A 22,993-nucleotide genomic window follows, 5' to 3' on the forward strand; every position below is an offset into this window, starting at 1 on the left:
GTGCCGGCCTTCGTCGTGCCTCGGAGGGCCGGGCCCGCGGCAGCGCAGCCGCTGATCAGCCGGTCACTCGTCGACGTGGGTGGGGGCCCAGCCGGTGTGCTCGTCCTTGTAGAAGTACCCCGGCGCGCCCTTCAGGCCGACGGTGCGGAAGGGCTTGCCGTGGTCGTTGACGGGGAGGGTGCCGTGGCGGTCGCCGCTGCTCCAGGCCAGGACGAGGTTCCAGCTGACGTCCTGGGAGGTGGTGCGGGCGTCGATGTTCAGCACCTGCGGATCGGTGGCCGACACCGAGTAGGGGAAGGTGGAGGTCCTGCCCTTGACGGCGCCCTCCAGCGCCGGGACGGGCACCGGGCGCGGGGCCGCGGAGTCCAGGTCGACGGCGAAGGCCGACGGGGTGATCTCGCCGCCGCAGCCGGAACCCAGGGTGTAGGCGTTCCCCTTCGGGGCCGGCCGGGTGCTGACCACCTCCACGTAGAGGGCGCTGAGGACGACGGGCTTGGCGTTCTCGCCCTGCGCCGTCAGCTGCAGCCGCAGATGCCCGCCGGGGAGGGCCTGCTGGTCGGCGGCCCAGCTCTCCGTCCGCTGGTTCGAAGGGGGTGCGGCCACGGCGCGCGGGGCGCGGGGGGTCAGGAACCACTGGCCGCAGGCGTTGCCCCAGTTGTCCGTCAGGACGTTGACGTGGAAGGGCGGTGCGTCGTCCTCGGGCGTCGACGAGGCCGGCCCGGTGGCGGTGGCGGTGGCGGTGGCGGTGGTGGCCGTGGCCGGGGCGGTCGGGGCGGGTGCGGCCGGGGTGGGGGGCGCCGGCTCGGTGGCCGGGGGAGTGGCGGCGGAGGAGGAGGCGGTGGCGGCCGGAGGCCGGCGGCTCGCGAGCGGGGTGTCGGTGCGGCCCGCCAGATCGAGGACGGGGATCGCGGCCACGGCGACGACGGCCACGGCGGCGGCGCTCAGCAGGATCCGGGTGTCCGGCAGCCGACGGCGTTGCCGGTCGTCGGCAGGCTGAGGCTGAGACTCCGGTTCCGGTTCCGGCGCGGGCTCGGGCGCGGCTTCCGGGGCCGGGTGCGGTGCCGGCTCCGGCGCGGGGGCCGCCGCGCGGGCCGGTTCGGGAGCGGGCCCGGCCGTGGGGGCGGGCGGGCCGGACGGCTCCCGGCGGCGGGCCGCGTCCGCCAGGATCCAGCGGCGGTGCAGCTCGACCAGTTCGTCGGCGCCCGCCCCGCAGACCCGCGCGAGCCGCTCCACCGGCGCGTACTCGTTGGGGACGGCGGCGCCGTTGCAGTACCGGTGCAGCGTCGAGGTGCTGACGTGCAGCCGGGCCGCGAGCGTGCCGTAACTGCGGCCCGAGCGGTCCTTCAGCTCGCGCAGCATCGCCGCGAATTCCTCGGTCTCCACGCTCATGTTCGAATCCCCCTCGTCCCGGTACGGCGTTCCAGGCTTCCCCGAATCCGCAGCTCACGGTACCTGTCGGCGTTCCGGCGTCCCGAACCGCCCGGCAGGGCTGGCGGCCGGGACGGACCGGGAGCCAGTCTGCGGTTCGGCGGCGGCCCGTCCCTCGACGGCGCGGTGCCGCAAGCGCCCCTCAGCAGTGGTCCCGCAGTGGTCCCGCAGTGGTCCCGCAGTGATTCCCGCCCGTCACCCCCAGCGAAAGCGAGTCCCTCCGCATGCGTACGCCCAAGCGACGTCACATGAGCATCCCGTTCGCCGCCGCCGGTCTGCCGGCGGTCGCCGCCGGGCCGGCCGCCGCGTGAACGGCGTGGTGACCGGCAAACGGCAGAGCCCCCGGAACGGTCGCGTTCGTTCCGGGGGCTCGGGCCTACCGCGGCGGGATCAGCACTCGATGACGTTGACGGCGAGGCCGCCGCGGGACGTCTCCTTGTACTTGATCTTCATGTCCGCGCCGGTCTCCTTCATGGTCTTGATCGCCTTGTCGAGGGAGACGTGGTGGCGGCCGTCGCCGCGCAGCGCCATCCGGGCCGCGGTGACGGCCTTCACGGAGGCCATGCCGTTGCGCTCGATGCACGGGATCTGGACCAGGCCGCCGACCGGGTCGCAGGTGAGGCCCAGGTTGTGCTCGATGCCGATCTCGGCGGCGTTCTCGACCTGCTCGGGGGTGCCGCCGAGGACCTCGGCGAGGCCGCCGGCCGCCATCGAGCAGGCGGAGCCGACCTCGCCCTGGCAGCCGACCTCGGCGCCGGAGATGGAGGCGTTCTCCTTGAAGAGCATGCCGATCGCACCGGCGGCGAGGAGGAAGCGGACGATGCCCTCCTCGTCGGCGCCGGGGATGAAGTTCAGGTAGTAGTGCAGGACGGCGGGGATGATGCCGGCCGCGCCGTTGGTCGGCGCGGTGACGACGCGGCGGCCGGAGGCGTTCTCCTCGTTGACGGCCATCGCGTAGAGGGTGACCCACTCCATCGCGTTGGCCGGGCCGATGCCCTCGGCGCGCAGGGCGCGGGCGCCGGAGGCGGCGCGGCGGCGGACCTTGAGGCCGCCGGGGAGGATGCCCTCGCGGGACATGCCGGCCCGGACGCACTCCTGCATGACCCGCCAGATCTCCAGCAGGCCGGCCCGGATCTCCTCCTCCGTCCGCCAGGCCTTCTCGTTCTCCAGCATCAGGCCGGAGATGGAGAGGCCGGTCTCCCGGCTGAGCCGGAGCAGTTCGTCGCCGGTGCGGAAGGGGTACTTCAGCGCGGTGTCGTCGGGCTTGACCCGGTCGGCGCCGATCGCGTCCTCGTCGACGACGAAGCCGCCGCCGACCGAGTAGTACGTCTTCTCCAGCAGCGGGGAGCCGTCGGCGGCGAAGGCCCAGAGGGTCATGCCGTTGGCGTGGTACGGCAGCGAGCGGCGGCGGTGCAGGATCAGCTGGCTGTCGGGGTCGAAGGCGATGGCGTGGCTGCCGAGCAGGTTGAGCCGCTTCTCGGTGGTGATCCGCTCGACGTCCGCGTCGGCCTGGTCGACGTCGACGGTGCGCGGGGAGTTGTTCTCCAGGCCCAGCAGGACGGCCTTGGGGGTGCCGTGGCCGTGGCCGGTGGCGCCCAGCGAGCCGAACAGCTCGGCGCGCACGCTCGCCACGTCCGTCAGCAGGCCCTCGGACTTCAGGCGGCGGGCGAACATCCGGGCGGCGCGCATCGGGCCGACGGTGTGGGAGCTCGACGGGCCGATGCCGATGGAGAAGAGGTCGAAGACGCTGATGGCCACGGAGGACGTCCTTGTCTGGTCTCGTGGAAGGACAAGCAGGCGGGGTGCCGGCACGGAACGGGGCACCGCGCGCACTGTCCAGTGTGCGCGGTGCCCCGGAATCCCAGGTGGCCCGGCGGGGTGAGGCCGGTCACCTACGACTGAATTACAGGTTCGGGTACAGCGGGTACTTCTCGGCGAGGGCGGTGACCCGGGCCTTCAGCGCGGCGGCGACGGTCTCGTCGAAGGCGGGCTTGAGCGCCTCGGCGATGATGTCGGCGACCTCGCGGAAGTCCTCGGCCTGGAAGCCGCGGGTGGCGAGGGCCGGGGTGCCGATCCGCAGGCCGGAGGTGACCATCGGCGGGCGCGGGTCGTTCGGGATGGCGTTGCGGTTGACCGTGATGCCGACCTCGTGGAGGCGGTCCTCGGCCTGCTGGCCGTCGAGCTGGCTGTTGCGCAGGTCGACCAGGACGAGGTGGACGTCGGTGCCGCCGGAGAGCACGGAGGCACCGGCCTCGGCGACGTCGGCCTGGAGCAGACGCTCGGCGAGGATCCGGGCGCCGTCCAGGGTGCGCTGCTGGCGCTCCTTGAACTCCTCCGAGGCGGCGACCTTGAAGGCGACGGCCTTGCCGGCGATGACGTGCTCCAGCGGGCCGCCCTGCTGGCCGGGGAAGACCGCGGAGTTGATCTTCTTGGCCCACTCGGCCTTGGAGAGGATGACGCCGCCGCGCGGGCCGCCCAGGGTCTTGTGGGTGGTGGTGGTGACCACGTCCGCGTACGGCACCGGGTTGGGGTGCAGGCCCGCGGCGACCAGGCCGGCGAAGTGCGCCATGTCGACCATCAGCAGGGCGCCGACCTCGTCGGCGATGCGGCGGAACTCGGCGAAGTCGAGCTGGCGCGGGTAGGCGGACCAGCCGGCGATGATCAGCTTCGGCTGGTGCTCCTTGGCGAGGCGCTCGACCTCGGCCATGTCGACCTTGCCGGTCTTGTCGTCGACGTGGTACGCGGCCACGTTGTAGAGCTTGCCGGAGAAGTTGATCTTCATGCCGTGGGTCAGGTGACCGCCGTGGGCCAGGCTCAGGCCCAGGATGGTGTCACCCGGCTGGATCAGCGCGAACATCGCGGCGGCGTTGGCCTGCGCGCCGGAGTGCGGCTGGACGTTGGCGTGCTCGGCGCCGAACAGGGCCTTGATCCGGTCGATCGCGATCTGCTCGACCACGTCGACGTGCTCGCAGCCGCCGTAGTAACGGCGCCCGGGGTAGCCCTCGGCGTACTTGTTGGTCAGCACCGAGCCCTGGGCCTCCATGACCGCCACCGGGGCGAAGTTCTCGGAGGCGATCATTTCCAGGGTGGTCTGCTGGCGGTGCAGCTCGGCGTCGACCGCGGCGGCGATCTCGGGGTCGAGCGAGTGCAGGGACTGGTTGAGAACCGTCATGGTGTGGTCTTCCCGGAGAGGAGAGAAGGAGGTGCCGCGCGTGGCGCGCCCTCGGAAGGGTGGCGGCGGGCGACGGGAGGGCGGGGCGGCCGCCGCGCTGCGGCCGCCCCGACGGGTGGCTCAGGCCGGGTTGGTGAGGGCGTCGTACTCGGCGGCGCTCAGCAGCTCGTCGGTCGACTCGACGCGCACCTTGAACAGCCAGCCACCCTCGAAGGGGGCGCTGTTGACCAGCGAGTTGTCGTCCAGGACGTCCTGGTTGACCTCGGTGATCTCACCGGTCACCGGCGAGTACAGGTCGCTGACCGACTTGGTGGACTCGAGCTCGCCACAGGTCTCACCGGCGGTCACGGTCTCGCCGACCTCGGGCAGCTGCACGTAGACGATGTCACCGAGGGCGTCGGCCGCGTGGGCGGTGATGCCGACCGTGGAGACACCGTCCTCGGCGGCGGTCAGCCACTCGTGCTCCTTGGTGTACTGCAGGTGCTGGGGGTTGCTCATGGCGTCATTCTCCAGGATGGGAAGCGGGTACGACGAAGCGGCCCGGCGGCCGGGCATGCCTCGGGAGGGCGAACGGTCAGCGGGCGCGCTTGTAGAAGGGCAGCGCCACGACCTGGACCGGCTCGTGCTTGCCGCGCACGTCCACGGCGACGGTGGTGCCGGGGGTGGCGTGCGCCGCGTCCACGTAGGCGATCGCGATCGGCTTGCCCAGGGTGGGGGAGGGCGCGCCGGAGGTGATCCGGCCGATCGGGGCGCCGTCGGCGGAGACCACGGTGTACTCGGCGCGCGGCACCCGCTTGCCCTCGGAGACCAGGCCGACGAGCACCCGCGGCGGGTTGGCCTCGGCCTCGGCGGCGGCCTTCTCCAGCGCCTTGCGGCCGACGAACGCGCCCTCGTTGGTGGTCTTGTCGAAACGGACCACCCGGCCGAGGCCGGCGTCGAACGGGGTCAGGTCGGTGGAGAGCTCGTGCCCGTACAGCGGCATGCCGGCCTCCAGGCGCAGCGTGTCGCGGCAGGACAGGCCGCAGGGGACGAGCCCGCGGCCGGAGCCGGCCTCGGTCAGCGCCTGCCAGATCTGCTCGGCGTCGCCCGGGTTGCAGAAGATCTCGAAGCCGTCCTCGCCGGTGTAGCCGGTGCGGGCGAGCAGCACGTCGCGGCCGGCCACCTGGGCCGGGAGGATCGCGTAGTACTTCAGGCCGGGCAGGTCGGCGTCGGTGGTGGCGGTGAGGATCGCGGTGGCCTCCGGGCCCTGGACGGCGATCAGCGCGTAGGTGTCGCGGTCGTCGGTGACGACGGCGTCGTAGCCCTTGGCGCGGGCGATCAGCTCGTCGAGGACCAGCTGGGCGTTGGAGGCGTTGGCGACGACCAGGAAGGCGTCCTCGCGCAGGCGGTAGACGATCAGGTCGTCCAGGATGCCGCCGTCCTCGGCGCAGATCATGGTGTAGCGGGCGCGCAGGACGCCCAGCGCGGAGACGAAGCCGACCAGCGCGTGGTCCAGCATCTCGCCGGCCTGCGGGCCGGTGATGGTGATCTCGCCCATGTGGGAGAGGTCGAAGAGACCGGCCTTGGTGCGGACGGCGAGGTGCTCCTCGCGCTCGCTGCCGTATCGCAGCGGCATGTCCCAGCCGGCGAAGTCGGTCATGGTCGCGCCGAGGGCGCGGTGCAGCGCGTCGAGCGCGGTGAGGCGGAGGGACGACATGGCCTGGAACTCCTCGGTCTGGGCACTCAGGGGTGCGCACGCCGGACCGGTCCCGCTCGGTGAGGGACCTGGCCTGCGCGCGGGCATGCGGCGGCTGGGTCTCCCCATCTGTCGTCGTACCTGAGAGCTTCACCGCACGCGGGCCCGCAGCTCTTACAGCTAACAGGACAGCATGGCGGCTTGCACCGTGGGTGGGCGCGCGACCGGGCCGTGCGCCGCTTTCCAGATGTGCCTAATCCGTGCGGTAGGGGTGCCTGAGAGATTCCGGGGAGGACTTGCTCCTTCGGCGCCGGCTCGGCCGCCTGTCGGCGGCACTCCGGACTCTCCCGCGCGGGTTCGAGCGGCCGGTATGGAGTTAGGGGGCGGCCCGTGCGAGAACGCGGAGCCGCGCACATCATGGCACGTCCGGCGCCCGTGCGGGAGAGGGGCCCCGGACGGCCCGCTAGGCTGCACGCGTCGACGAGCCAGTGAGGCGGTACAAGGGGCGCATGGGGTACCCGGTGGAGCAGCAGCAGGGGTGGGGCGGCGCGGAGTCGGCGCCGCCCGGCGGTGGATGGCCGGCCAACGAGCTGGAGCAGGTGCTCACCGCCGCGCTCGGCGATCCGGGCGCGACCCCGCGGGTGTTCGAGGTGCTGGCCCGCAGCCGCGTGTGGATCCCGCTGCCGGTCGGCGCCGATCCGCAGGGGCAGGCGCTGGACCTGCCCACCGTCGAGCTGGCCGGCGACCCGTACGTGCCGGTCTTCTCCTCGCAGGAGGTGTTCCTCCAGCAGGCGCCGGGGATGGCGTTCGCCGTCGCGCCGGTCTGGGAGTTCGCCCGCGGGCTGCCGCTGGGCGTGGGCATCGCGGTGAACCCGGAGGCCCCGGTCGGCATCCCGGTGCCGCCGCAGGGCGTGGCCGAGCTGCGGCGCGGGCCGCGCGAGGACCGCTGGGAGGCCGTGGGGGGTCCGGACGCGCCGTCCGGCGGCCGGGTGGCGCTGCGCGAGCCGGTGCCGGGCGAGGACCCGGAGGCCTTCCTGGCCGCCTGCCGGAACGAACTGTCGGCGCTGCCCGGGGTGGTGACCGCGCGGCGGGCGCTGGCCAGTGTCGAGGGCGAGCCCACCGTGATGTTCGTCGGCGTCCAGCTGGACCAGCTGGCCCCGGCCGAACCGGCCGCCGTGAACGAGGCGCTCGGCCGGGCGCTGGGAACCGCGCCGCTGCCCGGCGGCGTCCACCTCGTGCTGCTCGACCTCGCGGAGGACCCCGTGGTCGAGTGGTTGCTCAACCGGGTCCAGCCGTTCTACACACGGATGTGACCCGCCGCGAAAGCGACGTGCCCCTCCCCGCCCGCCGTCGGGCAGCCCGCCATCGGGCCGGAGGGGCCCACGGCAGGCACGTCGGCGTGGCGGTGGTCGGTGGCGCCCCATAGGGTGCGTGCAGACACCCGTCGGGCCGGCGGCAGGTGAGAGAAGAAGAGGCGCAGCGAGGTGGGCGCATGAGTGCGGGAGCGGTAGCGGGCGGTGCACCGGGGCCCTGGGGCCAGGCACCCGCCGGGCGCCCCGGCGCGGATCCGAGAGCGCTGGAGCACGCGCTGCGCGAGGTCGCGCCGGAACGCTGGGAGGCGTACGAGGCGCTGCTGCACGCCCTGGCCGAGGGCCAGGTGCTGATGCTGCTCTGGCACGGGACGCCGGGCAGCCCGGATGCCCAGTACGGGAACATGGAGATCAGCGGCCACGGCTACGCGCCGGCGGTCACCTCGCCCGAGCAGCTTGCGGCGTCCGGCTGGGCGCGGGCGCACGAGGTGATCTCGGGGCGCGAGATCGCCGCCTCGCTGTACCGGACGCGCTGGGGCCTCTGGCTGAACCCGCACGCCCCCGGCGGCGGGGTCGGCGTGCCCTGGGCGGACCTCCGGCGGATCGCGGCCGGCCTGGACCGGCTGCCGGCCGGGCCGCTGAAGCTGAGTGAACCGCAGGTGCCGGCCCAGCAGTTCTTCGCGCTGCTGGAGCGCCAGGCGGGCGAGGTGCGGGCGGTCAAGGCGCTGCGCCGGGCCTGGGTGCAGCCCTCCGTGGGCGAACCGTACCTGGCCATCGGTCTTGAGCTGTACGAGAGTTCGCCGCCCACCGTGGAGGCCGTCCGGGCGCTCATGCAGCGGGCGATCGCGGTCGCGCCGGAGGGGCTGGCCGTCTCCACGGTGGCGATGGGGGACGAGTACGACCCGGTGGCGCTCTGGATGCGGGCCAACGCCCGGCCGTTCTACGACCGCGAGGCGGGCGCCCAGGGCCGGCCGCCGACCGGGCCCTACCCGCCGGTGCCCCCGCCGCCGTACGCCTCGCAGGCGGGGCCGGGGTACGGCTACGGCACCCAGCCGCCCGGCCCGGGCTGGCAGGGCCAGCCGCCACCGCAGCAGCCGTGGCCCGGCTACCCCACCCGCTGACGCGGTAAACGCCGATCAACGAAACCGGTCTGACGATCCGTCGGACCGGTTTCGGTGTTTTCCGGACGAACTTCCCGTTCGCGCTGGCAGGCATCTTGACATGACTGTTACAGCTGTGTGAAGACCGATATGCCGAAGATCGGGAGGTGCATGTCCGCAGATCACAGTTGGGCATCTGTCGGTTGTCAGGGCTGGCGCAAGCCAGTTCGGATGGCAGAGAGTTCTGCAAACGCACCGCGCGTGGTTGGCGCCTCACAAAGGCGAACGCGCAGGCGGACAGCTTGATCCACGCGATGCCCATCCCGCGCGGCAGCAGTACCCGAGCACGCAGTACCGCACGTCGTACCGCTGCGAACACCGCCCTGTACCTCCGCACGTCCGCACCTCCGCACGTCCGCACCAGCCGTACCGCCGATCCCGGCGACCGGCACCCGTGGGCCGGCCACCGTCGGCGAGGGGACCGAACTGACCATGACCGCACCCATCAAGACCGCCGGGAACACTCCGGAGGCAGACGCCGCCGCGAGCCCGGCCAAGAAGATCGAGGGCCGCTCGCTCGGCCAGATCGCCTGGACCCGCTTCAAGCGGGACAAGGCCGCCGTCGCCGGCGGCGTCGTGGTGATCCTGCTCATCCTGCTCGCCGTGCTGGCCAAGCCGATCGAGTCGGTCTTCGGCCTGGACCCCGACGCGCTCAACCAGGACCTCCTGGACGCCAACCTCGGCGGCCTGCCGTTCGGGGACTGGGGCGGCATGAGCGCGGACCACCCGCTCGGCGTGGACCCGCTCCAGGGCCGTGACCTGCTCGCCCGCGTCATCGAGGGCTCCTGGGTCTCGCTGCTCGTCGCCTTCGGGGCGACCCTGCTCTCCAACACCATCGGCACCGTGCTCGGCGTGATGGCCGGTTACTACGGCGGCTGGGTCGACAACCTGATCAGCCGGGTGATGGACGTCTTCCTCGCCTTCCCGCTGCTGCTCTTCGCCATCGCGATCTCCGCCTCGCTCCAGGGCGGCGCGTTCGGCCTGCACGGCCTCCCGCTGCACATCATCGTGCTGATCTTCGTGATCGGCTTCTTCAACTGGCCCTACATGGGCCGGATCGTGCGCGGCCAGACCCTCTCGCTGCGCGAGCGCGAGTTCGTCTACGCCGCCCGCAGCCTGGGCGCCCGCGGGCCGTTCATCCTGTTCAAGGAGCTGCTGCCCAACCTGGTCGGTCCGATCCTGGTCTACTCGACCCTGCTGATCCCGACCAACATCCTCTTCGAGGCGGGCCTCAGCTTCCTCGGTGTCGGCATCCAGGCCCCGCAGGCCTCCTGGGGCGGGATGCTCAACGACGCGATCAAGTACTACCAGGTGGACCCCCAGTACATGGTGGTCCCCGGTATGGCGATCTTCCTCACGGTGCTCGCCTTCAACCTGCTCGGCGACGGGCTGCGTGACGCCCTCGATCCCAAGAGCAACTGACCTCCGGTCAGGACCCTCCGATCCGCCACCACTCCTCAAGGGGTTGATCCCACCATGCGTAGGTCCCGTACCGTCGCGCTGACCGCAGTGGCCGCCGCCGCTGTCCTGGTCGTCACCGGATGTTCCTCCGGTTCCTCCAAGAGCGGGGACAGCAACTCGTCCTCCGCCGCCTCCGGCGGCGGCGCCGACGCGGCCACCAAGGGGGTCGTCAACGCCTCGGACAAGAAGGGCGGGACGGTCACCTACGAGATGAAGGGCACCCCGGACTCCCTGGACCCGGGCAACACGTACTACGCCTACATCTACAACTTCTCGCGCCTGTACGGGCGTCCGCTGACCACCTTCGCGCCTGGCCCCGGCGACGAGGGCAACAAGCTCGTCCCGGACCTCGCCGAGTCCATGGGCCAGCCCAGCGCGGACGGCCTGAGCTGGACGTACAAGCTGCGCGCCGGCCTGAAGTACGAGGACGGCAGCGCGATCACGTCCAAGGACGTCAAGTACGCGGTGGAGCGCTCCAACTTCGCGCCGGACGTGTTCTCCAACGGCCCGACGTACTTCAAGGAGCTGCTGGTCGACAACCCGACCCCGTACGAGGGCCCCTACAAGGACCCGTCGGGTGACCTGAAGTCGATCGAGACGCCGGACGACCAGACCGTCGTCTTCCACCTGAAGCACGCCTTCGCGGACTTCGACTACCTGGTCTCCGCCCCGCAGACCGTCCCCGTCCCGAAGGACAAGGACAAGGGCGCCGACTACGTCAAGCACCCGCTCGCCTCGGGCTCCTACAAGTTCGAGTCCTACGAGGACGGCAAGCAGCTCACGCTGGTGCCGAACACCAGCTGGGACCAGGGCAGCGACACGATCCGCAAGCAGCTCGCGGACAAGATCGTGCTCAAGATGAACATCGAGCAGTCCACCATCGACAAGGACCTGCTGGCCGGCAACGCCCAGGTGGACCTCGTCGGCGGCGGCGTCGACCCGCAGACCCAGGCGCAGATCCTGCAGAACCCGAAGCTCAAGGCCAAGACCGACAACGCGTACGGCGGCCGCCTCGTCTACACCGCGATCGACAGCCACGTCGCGCCGTTCGACAACGTCGACTGCCGCAAGGCCGTCCAGTACGCGATCGACAAGGTCTCGGTGCAGACCGCGATCGGCGGCCCGATCCGCGGCCAGATCGCCAACTCGGTGCTCCCGGCGGACATCCCGGGCCACCAGGACATCAACCTGTACGAGACCAAGGACAACAAGGGCGACGAGGCCAAGGCCAAGGAGGCCCTCAAGGCCTGCGGCAAGCCGGACGGCTTCTCCACCGTGCTCAGCGCCCGCACCGAGCGCGCCACCGAGATCGCCGCCGCGACCTCGATCCAGGCCGCGCTGAAGAAGGTCGGCATCAACGCCGAGATCCAGCAGTTCCCGCAGGGCAAGTACCTCTCCGACAACGTCGGCGTGCCGGCGAAGAACAAGGAGAAGAACATCGGCCTGATGATGATGCAGTGGGGCGCCGACTGGCCGACCGGCTACGGCTTCCTGCAGCAGATCGTCGACGGCCGCGCCATCAAGGAGGCCGGCAACAACAACCTGGCCTCGCTGAACGACCCCGCGATCAACAAGCTGATCGACGACGCCGCGGTCAACACCGACAAGGCGGCCCGCGAGAAGATCTACGCGGAGATCGACAAGAAGGTCATGGAGAGCGCGGTCTACGTCCCGCTGACCTACTTCAAGGTGTTCCTGTACCGCTCGGACACCGCCACCAACGTCGTCTCCACCTCGGCCTTCTCGGGTGAGTACGACTACCTGAACATCGGTACGACCAAGTAAGAGCCTGGCTCCGCATCCCTGAAGGCAGGTGAAGGCAGCGGCGCCCGCCGCCGTCCGGAAGATCCCGGACGGCGGCGGGCCGCCGGAGCCGCCCAACTGTGTTTGCCTACATCCTCCGCAGGACGCTCGCGGCCGTGGTGCTGCTGCTGGTGGTCAGCGCGGTCACCTTCGCGATCTTCTTCCTGCTGCCGCGCCTGGCCGGCGAGACGACCGACCAGCTGGCCACGCAGTACATCGGGAAGAACCCGTCCCCCGAAGCGGTCGCGGCGGTCAAGAAGAACCTCGGCTTCGACCAGCCGATCTACGTCCAGTACGGGCGCTTCCTCAAGGCGCTGGTCACCGGGGCCGAGTACAAGTTCGGCCCGGACGCGGCCACCTGCCACGTGCCCTGCTTCGGCTACTCCTTCAAGAACCACCTGGAGGTCTGGCCCGAGCTGACCAAGCGCATCCCGATCACGCTGTCGCTGGCCGTCGGTGCGGCCGTGCTCTGGCTGGTCTCCGGCGTCACCACCGGCGTCATCTCTGCGCTCAAGCCGCGCTCGATCTTCGACCGGCTCTCCATGGGCATCGCCCTGGCCGGCGTCTCGCTGCCCGTCTTCTTCACCGGCGCGCTGCTGCTCACGCTCTTCAGCTACGAGTGGCCGATCCTGGACAACCTGCAGTACGTCAACTTCACCGACGACCCGCTGATGTGGGCCCGCAACCTGATCCTCCCCTGGATCTCGCTGGCCTTCCTCTACTCCGCGCTCTACGCCCGGCTCACCCGCGCCGGCATGCTGGAGACGATGAGCGAGGACTACATCCGCACCGCCCGGGCCAAGGGCCTTGTCGAGCGCAAGGTCGTCGTCAAGCACGGACTGCGCTCCGCGCTCACCCCGGTCGTCACCATCTTCGGCATGGACCTCGGCCTGCTGCTCGGCGGTGCGCTCATCACCGAGCAGGTCTTCTCGCTCCAGGGCGTCGGCGCCTTCGCGGTCTCCGCGATCGCCGACAACGACCTGCCGAAGATCCTCGGCGTCACCCTGCTCGCAGCCTTCTTCATCGTTCTCTGCAACCTCGTGGTTGACCTCCTGTACGCCGCTGTCGACCCCCGGGTGAGGCTGTCGTGACCGAGCTCCAGAAGACCCCGGCGCCCGTGGCCGCCCCGACGGGGGACCCGTTCCTCTCCGTCCGGGACCTGCGGATCCACTTCGACACCGACGACGGCCTGGTCCGCTCGGTCGACGGGGTCAGCTTCGACCTGCACAAGGGCCGGACCCTCGGCATCGTCGGCGAGTCCGGCTCCGGCAAGTCGGTCACCTCGCTCGGCATCATGGGCCTGCACCGCTCCAAGCGGGCCCGGATCAGCGGCGAGATCCGCCTCGACGGCGAGGACCTGATCGCGGCCGGCCCCGAGCGGGTCCGGCAGCTGCGCGGCCGCGAGATGGCGATGATCTTCCAGGACCCGCTGACCGCGATGCACCCGTACTACACGGTCGGGGCGCAGATCGTGGAGGCCTACCGGGTGCACCACCCGCAGGCCACCAAGAAGCAGGCCCGGGCCCGCGCGGTCGAGATGCTCGACCGGGTCGGCATCCCGCAGCCCGACCGCCGCGTCGACGACTACCCGCACCAGTTCTCCGGCGGCATGCGCCAGCGCGCCATGATCGCCATGGCACTGGTCAACGACCCCTCGCTGCTGATCGCCGACGAGCCCACCACCGCCCTGGACGTCACCGTCCAGGCGCAGATCCTGGACCTCATCCGCGATCTCCAGCAGGAGTTCGGCTCGGCCGTCATCATCATCACCCACGACCTCGGGGTGGTCGCCGAACTCGCCGACGACATCCTGGTCATGTACGGCGGCAAGTGCGTCGAGCGCGGTCCCGCCGACACCCTCTTCGACGCGCCCGAACACCCCTACACCTGGGGCCTGCTGGGCTCGATGCCGCGCCTCGACCGCGAGCTCCAGGAGCGGCTCGTCCCGGTCAAGGGCACCCCGCCCAGCCTGATCAACGTGCCCACCGGCTGCGCCTTCCACCCGCGCTGCCCGTACGCCGCGCTGACCGACGGCCGATCCGCCAGTGAGACCCCCGTGCTGACCGAGGCCGCGCCCGGGCACCACGCGGCCTGCCACCTCGCCACCGCCGACCGGCACCGCATCTTCACCGAAGAGATCGCGCCCCGGCTGTGAGCCCGGCCTCGTACCACCATTCTGGAGAGAACCGATGACGGAGACTCAGGCGGCAGCCCCCTCGCCTTCGAACAAGGTGCCGGCGCCCTCGCCCGCTCCCGACCGCGAGCCGCTGCTCCGGGTGACCGGACTGACACGGCACTTCCCGATCCACGGCGGGCTGTTGCGCCGCCAGACCGGTGCGGTGCGGGCCGTCGACGGCATCGACTTCACCGTCAACGCGGGGGAGACCCTCGGCGTGGTCGGCGAGTCCGGCTGCGGCAAGTCGACCATGGGGCGGCTCGTCACCAGGCTCGACGAACCCACCGGCGGGAAGATCGAGTTCGAGGGCACCGACATCACCCACCTGGGCACGGGTGCGATGCGGCCGCTGCGCCGCGACATCCAGATGATCTTCCAGGACCCGTACTCCTCGCTGAACCCCCGGCACACCGTCGGCACCATCGTCGGCGCACCGTTCAGGCTGCAGAAGGCCGACCCGGCCGGCGGGGTCAAGAAGGCCGTCCAGGAGCTGCTGGAGCTGTGCGGGCTCAGCCCCGAGCACTACAACCGGTACCCGCACGAGTTCTCCGGCGGCCAGCGCCAGCGCATCGGCATCGCCCGGGCGCTCGCCCTGCGGCCCAAGATGGTCGTCGCCGACGAGCCGGTCTCCGCGCTCGACGTCTCCATCCAGGCGCAGGTGGTCAACCTGCTGGACGACCTCCAGCGCGAGCTCGGCCTGACCTACCTGATCATCGCGCACGACCTCTCGGTGGTCCGGCACGTCTCCGACCGGGTCGCCGTGATGTACCTCGGCAAGATCGTCGAGATCGCCGACCGGGACTCGCTCTACGCGAGCCCGATGCACCCCTACACCAACGCGCTGATGTCCGCCGTCCCGGTGCCCGACCCGCGCCGCCGGCAGCAGGGCGGGCGCGAGCGGATCCTGCTCAAGGGCGACGTGCCGTCCCCGATCAACCCGCCGTCCGGCTGCCGGTTCCGCACCCGCTGCTGGAAGGCCCAGGAGATCTGCGCCACCCAGGAGCCGCCGCTGGCCGCGCTCAAGACCGGGCACCAGGTGGCGTGTCACTTCCCCGAGCGGAGCGAGGGGAACGACTAGCGGGGTCCCGAGCGGAGCGAGGGGAACGACTAGCGGGGTCCCGAGCGGGCAAGGGGAACGACTGGCGGGGTCCCGAGCGGAGTGTGGGGAACGGCCGGCGGCGCGTCCGGAGCGGGCGAGGGGAACGGCCGGCGGTGTCCGGAGAGCGCGCCGTCCGGGGCCGCCGGCAGAACGCCCGCCTCGGCGTGACGTCCGTCCCCTCCGTCTGACGCGATGCGGAGGGGAAGGTTCCGCTGGTCCATAGTTGTCCGGTGACCTCGCAGATCTTCCCCTCCGACGTCCAGCAGTCGCTGGACCTGATCGGCATCTTCGCCTTCGCCCTCTCCGGAGGGCTGCTCGCCGTCCGCAAGAACATGGACATCTTCGGGATCTGTGTGCTGGCGGAGGTCACCGCCCTCGGCGGCGGGGTGATGCGCGACCTGGTCATCGGGGCCACGCCGGTAGCCGCCTTCACCAACCTCGGGTACTTCGTCACGCCGCTGGTGGCCGGTCTGGTCGTGTTCTTCCTGCACCCCGAGGTCGAGCGGATCAACCGCGCCGTGCAGACCCTCGACGCGCTCGGCCTCGGCCTGTTCTGCGTGACCGGCACGGCCAAGGCCCACGACTACGGCCTCGGCGCGGTGGCCGCCGTCGCGCTCGGCATGGTGACGGCCGCCGGCGGCGGCGTGATGCGCGACGTGCTGGCCGGGGAGATCCCCTCGCTGCTCCGCTGGGACCGGGAGATCTACGCCGTCCCGGCGCTGGTGGGTTCCGCGCTGGTGGTGGTGCTGATCGGCCTCGACCGGCTCACCGCGTTCACCGGCACGGCCGCCGCGCTGACCGCCTTCGTGCTCAGGATGCTCGCCCTCAAGTACGGCTGGCGTGCGCCGCGGGCCTGGCACCGCAACGGTTCTCGCACCAGCGAGGAGTAGGCGAACCCCCGTACGCCAGCGAGATCGCCTCGGCCGTGCAGAGCAGCTCCGGGAGCAGCCGGACCAGCTCGAACGGGGCCATCTCGTACGTCGGGGCGCTCACCGCGCAGGCGGCCACCGGCCGCCCGGCACTGCCCGCCACCGGCGCGGCCACACAGGCCACCGGCTCCCGGTGCTCGGCCGACTCCGCCGCCCAGCCCTGGCGGCGGACCTTGGCCAGATCGGCCGGCAGCTCGTCCTCGCGGACACCGCCCTCGGGCAGTCCGGCCAGCAGCACCCGGCCGATCGCGGTGCCGGCCGCCGGGGCCCGCCGCCCGATCCGGGACGCCCGGCCGGCCCCCGGGTGCCAGCGGCCGGCCACCTCGTCCAGGTAGAGCACCTCGCCGTCCTGCAGGACGGCGAGCTGGACGGTCACGCCGAACCGCCGGTTCAGAGCGGCCAGGTAGGGCGCCGCGATCTGCCGGACGTCGATCTCCTCCAGCGCCCGGTGGGCGAGCGACAGGAGCCGGCCGCCGAGCCGGTAGCGCCGGTCGGACTGGCGGTGGACGAAGCCGTGCTCCTCCAGCGTGCGCAGCAGCCGCAGCGCGGTGGACTTGTGCACGCCGATGCTGTTCGCGGCCTGTTCGAGGGTCACCGGGCCGTCGCCGAGGGATCCGAGCAGGGTGAGCGCGCGATCGACCGACTGCGACATCGCGCCCCCAGTCCTGTCCCGTGCGGCCCGTCCGGTTCGGCCTCTTGTGCGGTGGGCCGCCAGGCTAACCGCTCGCCCCGGCGAGCGGCCAAACCGGCCCCGGACGCGGGTGTCCGGCGGGCCGGGGGGTCCGTCACCGCTGCCGGGTGGCCGGATTGCACCGGTGGCCCGACCGGTGGCCGACCGCCCTCTACAATCGTGTGGTTATGCCATACCTGGACCATGCGGCGACCACGCCGATGCTGCCCGAGGCGATCGCCGCGATGACGGCACACCTCGGGGTCGTCGGCAACGCCTCCTCCCTGCACGCATCCGGCCGCCGGGCCCGCCGCGTCGTCGAGGAGGCCCGCGAGTCGCTCGCCGAGTCGCTGGGCGCGCGCCCCAGCGAGATCGTCCTCACCGGCGGAGGCACCGAGTCCGACAACCTCGCCGTCAAGGGCCTCTATTGGGCCCGCCGCGACGCCGACCCGGTCCGGACCAGGGTGCTCAGCAGCCCGGTCGAGCACCACGCGGTGCTGGACGCCGTGCACTGGCTCTCCGAGCACGAGGGCGCCACCGTCGAGTACCTGCCGGTGGACGGCCTCGGCCGGGTGCACCCGGCCGCGCTGCGCGAGGCGATCGAACGCGACCCGGCGTCCGTGGCGCTGGTCACCGTGATGTGGGCCAACAACGAGGTCGGCACCGTCCAGCCCGTCGTCGAACTCGCCGCCGTGGCCGCCGAGTACGGCATCCCGATGCACGCCGACGCCGTCCAGGCGCTCGGCCAGGTCCCGGTCTCCTTCGCCGAGTCCGGGCTCACCGCGCTCACCGTCACCGGCCACAAGATCGGCGGCCCCTACGGCATCGGCGCCCTGCTGCTCTCCCGCGGCGCCACCCCCGTCCCGCTGCTGCACGGCGGCGGCCAGGAGCGCGACGTCCGCTCCGGCACGCTGGACGCGCCCGCCGCCGCGGGCTTCGCGGCCGCGGCGGCCCTGGCAGCCGAACGGCGGGCCGAGCACGCCGTCGTGCTGGGTGCGCTCCGCGACGAACTGGTCGCCTCGGTGCTGGCCGCCGTCCCCGACGCGATCCTCAACGGCGACCCGGCCACCGAGGGCCGGCTGCCCGCCAACGCGCACTTCTCCTTCCCCGGCTGCGAGGGCGACGCGCTGCTGATGCTGCTCGACGCCCAGGGCATCGAGTGCTCCACCGGCTCGGCCTGCTCCGCCGGCGTTCCGCAGCCCAGCCACGTCCTGCTGGCGATGGGCGTCGACCCGCTGCTGGCCCGCGCGTCGCTCCGCTTCTCGCTGGGCCACACGTCGAGCCGGGAGGACGTCTCCGCGCTGGCCGCGGCCATCGCCCCGGCCGTCCAGCGGGCCCGCAACGCGGGGCTCGCGGCGGCGGCCCGGGCCCGGTAGATCCCGGTCGGGCGCCGGTGCGGCTCACGTACTCTTGTTGGCATCATGACTGACTTCCCCGGTGCCCCGACCGCCCCGTCCACTGGCCGCCTGCGTGTGCTCGCGGCGATGTCCGGAGGGGTGGACTCCGCCGTCGCCGCCGCCCGCGCCGCCGAAGCGGGCCACGAGGTGACCGGCGTGCACCTGGCCCTGTCGGCCAACCCGCAGTCCTTCCGCACCGGCGCCCGCGGCTGCTGCACCATCGAGGACTCCCGCGACGCCCGCCGCGCCGCCGACGTCATCGGCATCCCGTTCTACGTGTGGGACCTCGCCGAGCGGTTCCGCGAGGACGTCATCGACGACTTCGTCGCCGAGTACGCCGCCGGCCGCACGCCCAACCCGTGCCTGCGCTGCAACGAGAAGATCAAGTTCGCCGCGCTGCTCGACAAGGCGATCGCCCTCGGCTTCGACGCCGTCTGCACCGGCCACTACGCCCGGATCGTCGACCTGCCGTCCGGCGAGCGCCAGCTCCACCGCGCCGTGGACGCCGCCAAGGACCAGTCGTACGTCCTCGGCGTGCTCGACGCCGACCAGCTCGCCCACTCGCTCTTCCCGCTCGGCGACACCACCAAGGACGTCATCCGGGAGGAGGCCGAGCGCCGCGGCCTCGCCGTCGCGAAGAAGCCGGACAGCCACGACATCTGCTTCATCGCCGACGGCGACACCCAGGGCTTCCTGGCCAAGCACCTCGGCACCGCCACCGGCGACATCCTCGACGCCGACGGCACCAAGGTCGGCGAGCACGACGGCGCCTACGGCTTCACCATCGGCCAGCGCAAGGGCCTGCGGATCGGCCGCCCGGCGGCGGACGGCAAGCCGCGCTACGTCCTCGACATCTCCCCGGTGAACAACACCGTCACCGTCGGCCCCGTCGAAGGCCTCGACGTGACCGGGCTGACCGCCATCCGCCCCCGCTGGTGCGGCACCGAGCCGCTCGTCGACGGCCGCTACACCGCCCAACTCCGCGCCCACGGCGAGGAGGTCCCGGTGACGGCTTCGGTCGTCGACGGCGAACTGCGGGTCCAGCTCGATTCCGCGGTCCGCGGCATCGCCCCCGGCCAGGCAGTGGTGCTCTACGACGGCACCCGCGTCGTCGGCTCCGCCACCATCGCGACGACGGAGCGCCCGACGGTCCGGGCGTAGGCGCCACGGCGTCGGTCGGGTGGGTGGTCACCGCGCTCGGTTGCGGCCGCCGCCGACGAGCACCTCGACTCCGAGGCCGTCGCCTTGAGCGCAGTGGACACCCCGCGCCCCGCGGGACCGCCGCGGCGGCGGTCCGCCTCTCAGGGTTGCGGGGCCAGCTCCCTTAGGGGGCGGTGCCCGCCCGGTGAGACCGGGGCAGGACATCGGCGCGGAGCCCTACTCCACAAGTTTGGTCATGAACCCATCCCGGCGCCGTACGGGGCGCGGCCGCGGCGGAACCGAGACTTGAGGAGTACTGCGACACCGAATTCCACACAGGGGGCCGGCATGGTTCTGCGTACTGGACGAACGATTTCCGCTCTGACGGCCGGCGCGGTGACAGCCGTGCTGGCGGTGTCCATGGCCCCGGCGACGGCGTTCGCGGCGGAGGACGAGACGCTTCAGAAGTACGGGCGGCAGCAACTCCGGTGGCAGAGCTGCGGCGCGGACCGCCCGTCGTCCCTGGAGTGCACGAAGGTCAGAGTGCCGCTGGACTACGGCGATGCCGGGGGCCGGACCATCGACCTCGCGGTGTCGCGGGTCAAGGCGGCCAGTGCGGCGAAGCGGCACGGCGTGATGCTGATGAACCCCGGCGGGCCGGGCGCCCCGGGGCTGACCATGCCCGCGGAGATGGAGCCGCTGCTGCCGGCGCAGGTGCGCGAGCAGTTCGACCTGATCGGGTTCGACCCGCGCGGTGCCGGGCAGAGTTCACCGCTCGGCTGCGAGCTGACGGCTGACGAGCAGACCTTCCAACACCCTTACTCGGCCCAGACGTTCGCGCAGGACGTGGCCCGGGCCCGGGCAGTGGCGGACAAGTGCTGGGCCAAGGCCGGGGACCTGCTGCCGCACATCACCACCCGCAACACGGCACGGGACATGGACGTCGTCCGCGCGGCCCTGGGGGAGCGGAGGATCTCCTACTTCGGATACTCCTACGGCACCTACCTGGGCGCCGTCTACACGCAGATGTTCCCCCAGCGAGCGGACCGCTTCGTGCTCGACAGCGCGCTCGACCCGGCCCTCGCGTGGCGCGGCCTGCTCCGGGGCTCGTCCGAAGGCGCCGAACTGGCCTTCACCCGCTGGACGCAGTGGGCCGCCGCGCGCAACGTAACGTACGGGCTGGGCGCCACCCCGGAGCAGGTCCGGGCGGCGTACTGGGACCTGATCGCGAGTGCCGACCGCTCACCCGTCCCGATCGCGGGCGAACTGCTCAGCGGTGACGCCATCCGGGCCAGATACGCCGACTTCGTCCGGGTCGAGGCCGTCACCCCCTGGATCGTCGCGCTGAAGGCCGCCGCTACGGGCACACCGGCGGGCACACCGGCGGGGACCACGGCGGCTGCGGACCCCGCCCCGGTCCGGCCCGCCGGCACGGGGGCGGGGAAGGGGGCAGCGACGGGGGCCTTCGACGCACAGGTCCCGGCGGACAACGTGTCCGCCGTCGTGTGGGCCGTCTTCTGCGGGGACACCCGCAGCTGGCCGCGCGACCCCGAGCAGTACCGCCGGGACGCGGTCCGGGACCGGGCCGCCCGCCCGCTGGCCGGCGACCTGGGATCCAACATCCAGCCGTGCGCCTTCTGGAAGTCGGCCGCCCGCGAACCGGCCACCGTGGTGAGCAACGACGTCAACGCCCTGATCGTGCAGAACCAGTGGGACCCGCAGGCGACGCTGGCCATGGCCCAGGGCATGCGGCGGGCCCTGCACGGCGCCCGCATGGTCACGGTGGCGGGCGGTGAGGGGCACGGCGTGGTGGTGGCCGGCCCGTCCTGCGCGGACGCCACCGTCACCCGCTACCTGACCACGGGCCGGCTCCCCGCGAAGGACCTCACCTGCGGCAGCCAGGGTGTTTGATCCGCATCGTCCGGCTGACCCGCGGCCGGCAGCGGGCGCGCCGCTGTTCTGAACGAGCCTGGGGCCTGACCGTCCGTATTGGACGGTCAGGCCCCAGGCCGTGTCACGTGTGCTGCGGCACGGGGTTGTCGGGGGAGTCCAGCCAGACGTACTGCCCGTCCGGGGCGACCGTCAGGCCGAACCGCTCGTATCCGGGGCAGCCCTGGTCGGCCCACCACCGGTACGCGGCGGCCACCTCGTCCCACAGTCTGCGGGGGCCGGACTGGTACACCTCGTACTCCGTGCGGCCCTCCTCGTAGTCGGCGGAGGCCCACGACAGGGTGTCGCGGCTGTAGAGCCAGAGCGTGTACGCGCCGCTGTCGTAGCGCTCCGCCCGCCAGAACGCCCCGGGCGCGCCCGCCCCGATGACGAACTGCTCGAACCACCCGCCCGTGTCCGGCGGGGCGAGAGTGGTCATGCTCCTCACCCCGTCGGCAGGCCACTCCTGCCCGTGCAGGTAGTCCTCGAAGGGCGGCCGGTCCGTGCGCTGCTGGCGCAGCCGCATGAACGCCGAACTCCGGGTGAACCTGCCGCTCGCGCCGGTCCCGTCATCGTTCACGGCCAGCCGGACGATCTGCTCGCCGCCGTACTCGGTGCCGAACGGGGCGACGATGATCCCGCCGGGGGCCGTCTGTTCCAGCCACGCCGGAGGGATCTCCAGCAGGGAGCACGTGGCGATCACCCGGTCGTACGGAGCGCCCGTTGCCCACCCTGCCCGACCGTCGCCCTCGACCACGGTCGGCCCGAGTCCGGCCCGGTCCAGGTTCTCCCGGGCACCGCGAGCAACGTCCGGGTCGTACTCGACGGTCACCACGTTGGGGCCGCCCAGGCGGTGCGCCAGCAGGCCGGCGTTCCAGCCGGTCCCGGCGCCGATCTCCAGCACCCTGTCGCCCGGGCGCACGTCGAGGTCCTGGAGCATCGAGAACACCATGGTCGGCATGGAGTTGGACGAACTCGGCGTCGTGCCGAGTCCGTCGCCCTCGTGGTCCCCGTCGTCCCACTGCGTGGTCAGCGGGATGTCCGAGCAGACCGCCCTCCGCCACGCCTCGGGGTCCTGCGACCGGTGCACCACGGGGGTCTGCTCGGTGCCGTCCGCGATGCCCGGCCAGATCCGATCCGGGACGAACAGCTCACGGGGCACTGCCTTGAAGGAGGGGAGCCAGTCCGAGGAGAGCGCGCCGCCGGCCACCAGCGCGGAGGCGAGCCCCAGGGGGCCCGCCTCCTTGTGCGTCTCGCCGGTCACTTGCCGCCGCCGCCCGCCGGGGCCGAACCGTCCGAGGTGTTGCCACCCTCGTCGGAGCCCCCGCCGCCGTGCCCGGCGCCCTTGTTGCTGTCGTCCTGCTGCTTGCCGCCCTTGCCGTCGCCGGAGCCGCCTCCGCGCTTACCCATGTCGTACCTCCCTGCTGGTCGGGCCGACAGGCGGTCGCCTGCCGGGGTGTTGCCTGGCCGCCCCTCGCATCCTCCAGGAGGCATGCCGGGCGGCAGCTCCCCGAGGGCGCGCGACCGCTCTCGGGGATGGCTTCGCTGTCATGTTGGATTGCTCTTCCCGGACAGCGAAAAGCCGGTGGGGTTACTGCCTGTTGCCGGCTTGACCTGCCCGGGCGCTACCGGTCCGGCGGCCGG

The 22,993-nt window shown here is 72.3% G+C and carries 19 protein-coding genes and 1 riboswitch; of the genes, 11 read left to right on the top strand and 8 right to left on the bottom strand.

Annotated features, from left to right (window positions below):
• Window positions 1-63: 63 nt before the first annotated feature.
• The 5 genes from ACZ5WK_RS09525 to gcvT form a co-directional block, all read right to left on the bottom strand.
• Window positions 64-1,389, bottom strand: a complete 1,326-nt coding sequence (locus tag ACZ5WK_RS09525; RefSeq protein WP_465546528.1) for a helix-turn-helix domain-containing protein — start codon at window positions 1,387-1,389, stop codon at window positions 64-66.
• Between the two features lie 429 nt (window positions 1,390-1,818).
• Complete coding sequence (locus tag ACZ5WK_RS09530; RefSeq protein WP_396320910.1) at window positions 1,819-3,186, bottom strand: L-serine ammonia-lyase; 1,368 nt, start codon at window positions 3,184-3,186, stop codon at window positions 1,819-1,821.
• A 145-nt stretch (window positions 3,187-3,331) separates the two neighbouring features.
• On the bottom strand, window positions 3,332-4,600 hold the full coding sequence (gene glyA / locus ACZ5WK_RS09535) for a serine hydroxymethyltransferase (protein ID WP_465546530.1): 1,269 nt from the start codon (window positions 4,598-4,600) through the stop codon (window positions 3,332-3,334).
• 120 nt (window positions 4,601-4,720) lie between these two features.
• Window positions 4,721-5,098 carry a glycine cleavage system protein GcvH gene (gene gcvH, locus ACZ5WK_RS09540; protein WP_396320912.1) on the bottom strand — a complete coding sequence of 126 codons (378 nt, stop codon included), beginning with the start codon at window positions 5,096-5,098 and terminating at the stop codon, window positions 4,721-4,723.
• A gap of 76 nt (window positions 5,099-5,174) precedes the next feature.
• Window positions 5,175-6,296, bottom strand: a complete 1,122-nt coding sequence (gene gcvT, locus ACZ5WK_RS09545) for a glycine cleavage system aminomethyltransferase GcvT (protein ID WP_465546532.1) — start codon at window positions 6,294-6,296, stop codon at window positions 5,175-5,177.
• Between the two features lie 232 nt (window positions 6,297-6,528).
• Window positions 6,529-6,635, bottom strand: a riboswitch (glycine riboswitch).
• A gap of 149 nt (window positions 6,636-6,784) precedes the next feature.
• On the opposite strand from gcvT, the gene ACZ5WK_RS09550 reads away from it, so the two are divergent.
• The 8 genes from ACZ5WK_RS09550 (at window position 6,785) to ACZ5WK_RS09585 (ending at window position 16,174) form a co-directional block, all read left to right on the top strand.
• Window positions 6,785-7,588 (top strand): enhanced serine sensitivity protein SseB, encoded by an 804-nt coding sequence (locus ACZ5WK_RS09550; protein WP_465546534.1) that lies wholly within the window; start codon window positions 6,785-6,787, stop codon window positions 7,586-7,588.
• Window positions 7,589-7,767: 179 nt separating this feature from the next.
• Entirely contained in the window at window positions 7,768-8,706 is a 939-nt protein-coding gene (locus ACZ5WK_RS09555) for an enhanced serine sensitivity protein SseB C-terminal domain-containing protein (RefSeq protein ID WP_465546536.1), read from the top strand.
• 471 nt (window positions 8,707-9,177) lie between these two features.
• Entirely contained in the window at window positions 9,178-10,167 is a 990-nt protein-coding gene (locus ACZ5WK_RS09560; RefSeq protein WP_396320916.1) for an ABC transporter permease, read from the top strand.
• Between the two features lie 54 nt (window positions 10,168-10,221).
• A complete protein-coding gene (locus tag ACZ5WK_RS09565; protein WP_465546538.1) occupies window positions 10,222-11,991 on the top strand; it encodes an ABC transporter substrate-binding protein in 1,770 nt (589 codons plus the stop codon).
• A gap of 98 nt (window positions 11,992-12,089) precedes the next feature.
• Entirely contained in the window at window positions 12,090-13,100 is a 1,011-nt protein-coding gene (locus ACZ5WK_RS09570) for an ABC transporter permease (RefSeq protein WP_396320918.1), read from the top strand.
• Window positions 13,097-14,164 (top strand): ABC transporter ATP-binding protein, encoded by a 1,068-nt coding sequence (locus tag ACZ5WK_RS09575; protein WP_396320919.1) that lies wholly within the window; start codon window positions 13,097-13,099, stop codon window positions 14,162-14,164. The genes ACZ5WK_RS09570 and ACZ5WK_RS09575 overlap by 4 nt, the downstream gene beginning before the upstream one ends.
• A gap of 34 nt (window positions 14,165-14,198) precedes the next feature.
• Window positions 14,199-15,263 carry an ABC transporter ATP-binding protein gene (locus tag ACZ5WK_RS09580; RefSeq protein WP_465546541.1) on the top strand — a complete coding sequence of 355 codons (1,065 nt, stop codon included), beginning with the start codon at window positions 14,199-14,201 and terminating at the stop codon, window positions 15,261-15,263.
• Between the two features lie 251 nt (window positions 15,264-15,514).
• Window positions 15,515-16,174: a trimeric intracellular cation channel family protein gene (locus ACZ5WK_RS09585; RefSeq protein WP_465546543.1), complete on the top strand. Its 660-nt coding sequence runs from the start codon at window positions 15,515-15,517 to the stop codon at window positions 16,172-16,174.
• On the opposite strand, the gene ACZ5WK_RS09590 is transcribed toward ACZ5WK_RS09585, so the two are convergent.
• Entirely contained in the window at window positions 16,110-16,865 is a 756-nt protein-coding gene (locus tag ACZ5WK_RS09590; RefSeq protein WP_465546545.1) for an IclR family transcriptional regulator, read from the bottom strand. The two genes, ACZ5WK_RS09585 and ACZ5WK_RS09590, sit on opposite strands and share 65 nt — an antisense overlap.
• A 206-nt stretch (window positions 16,866-17,071) precedes the next feature.
• On the opposite strand from ACZ5WK_RS09590, the gene ACZ5WK_RS09595 reads away from it, so the two are divergent.
• The 3 genes from ACZ5WK_RS09595 (at window position 17,072) to ACZ5WK_RS09605 (ending at window position 21,331) form a co-directional block, all read left to right on the top strand.
• Window positions 17,072-18,259, top strand: coding sequence for a cysteine desulfurase family protein (locus ACZ5WK_RS09595; RefSeq protein ID WP_465546547.1), 1,188 nt, complete (start codon window positions 17,072-17,074; stop codon window positions 18,257-18,259).
• Window positions 18,260-18,304: 45 nt separating this feature from the next.
• Complete coding sequence (mnmA, locus tag ACZ5WK_RS09600) at window positions 18,305-19,441, top strand: tRNA 2-thiouridine(34) synthase MnmA (RefSeq protein WP_465546549.1); 1,137 nt, start codon at window positions 18,305-18,307, stop codon at window positions 19,439-19,441.
• A 375-nt stretch (window positions 19,442-19,816) separates the two neighbouring features.
• On the top strand, window positions 19,817-21,331 hold the full coding sequence (locus tag ACZ5WK_RS09605; protein ID WP_465546551.1) for an alpha/beta hydrolase: 1,515 nt from the start codon (window positions 19,817-19,819) through the stop codon (window positions 21,329-21,331).
• 103 nt (window positions 21,332-21,434) lie between these two features.
• Here ACZ5WK_RS09605 and ACZ5WK_RS09610 read toward each other — a convergent pair whose 3' ends face one another.
• Complete coding sequence (locus ACZ5WK_RS09610; protein ID WP_465546553.1) at window positions 21,435-22,613, bottom strand: methyltransferase domain-containing protein; 1,179 nt, start codon at window positions 22,611-22,613, stop codon at window positions 21,435-21,437.
• Window positions 22,610-22,759 (bottom strand): hypothetical protein, encoded by a 150-nt coding sequence (locus ACZ5WK_RS09615; protein ID WP_465546555.1) that lies wholly within the window; start codon window positions 22,757-22,759, stop codon window positions 22,610-22,612. The genes ACZ5WK_RS09610 and ACZ5WK_RS09615 overlap by 4 nt, the downstream gene beginning before the upstream one ends.
• Window positions 22,760-22,993: the final 234 nt, after the last annotated feature.

It is taken from the genome of Kitasatospora sp. NPDC032757, from assembly GCF_055579305.1.

What these genes read in the sequence shown, in the direction of transcription:
- ACZ5WK_RS09525 (WP_465546528.1), bottom strand. Translation starts at nt 1,389, where the DNA reads ATGAGCGTGGAGACCGAGGAATTCGCGGCGATGCTGCGCGAGCTGAAG.
- ACZ5WK_RS09550 (WP_465546534.1), top strand. Translation starts at nt 6,785, where the DNA reads ATGGGGTACCCGGTGGAGCAGCAGCAGGGGTGGGGCGGCGCGGAGTCG.
- ACZ5WK_RS09560 (WP_396320916.1), top strand. Translation starts at nt 9,178, where the DNA reads ATGACCGCACCCATCAAGACCGCCGGGAACACTCCGGAGGCAGACGCC.
- ACZ5WK_RS09615 (WP_465546555.1), bottom strand. Translation starts at nt 22,759, where the DNA reads ATGGGTAAGCGCGGAGGCGGCTCCGGCGACGGCAAGGGCGGCAAGCAG.
- ACZ5WK_RS09580 (WP_465546541.1), top strand. Translation starts at nt 14,199, where the DNA reads ATGACGGAGACTCAGGCGGCAGCCCCCTCGCCTTCGAACAAGGTGCCG.
- ACZ5WK_RS09565 (WP_465546538.1), top strand. Translation starts at nt 10,222, where the DNA reads ATGCGTAGGTCCCGTACCGTCGCGCTGACCGCAGTGGCCGCCGCCGCT.
- ACZ5WK_RS09595 (WP_465546547.1), top strand. Translation starts at nt 17,072, where the DNA reads ATGCCATACCTGGACCATGCGGCGACCACGCCGATGCTGCCCGAGGCG.
- ACZ5WK_RS09590 (WP_465546545.1), bottom strand. Translation starts at nt 16,865, where the DNA reads ATGTCGCAGTCGGTCGATCGCGCGCTCACCCTGCTCGGATCCCTCGGC.
- ACZ5WK_RS09555 (WP_465546536.1), top strand. Translation starts at nt 7,768, where the DNA reads ATGAGTGCGGGAGCGGTAGCGGGCGGTGCACCGGGGCCCTGGGGCCAG.
- glyA (WP_465546530.1), bottom strand. Translation starts at nt 4,600, where the DNA reads ATGACGGTTCTCAACCAGTCCCTGCACTCGCTCGACCCCGAGATCGCC.
- mnmA (WP_465546549.1), top strand. Translation starts at nt 18,305, where the DNA reads ATGACTGACTTCCCCGGTGCCCCGACCGCCCCGTCCACTGGCCGCCTG.
- gcvH (WP_396320912.1), bottom strand. Translation starts at nt 5,098, where the DNA reads ATGAGCAACCCCCAGCACCTGCAGTACACCAAGGAGCACGAGTGGCTG.
- gcvT (WP_465546532.1), bottom strand. Translation starts at nt 6,296, where the DNA reads ATGTCGTCCCTCCGCCTCACCGCGCTCGACGCGCTGCACCGCGCCCTC.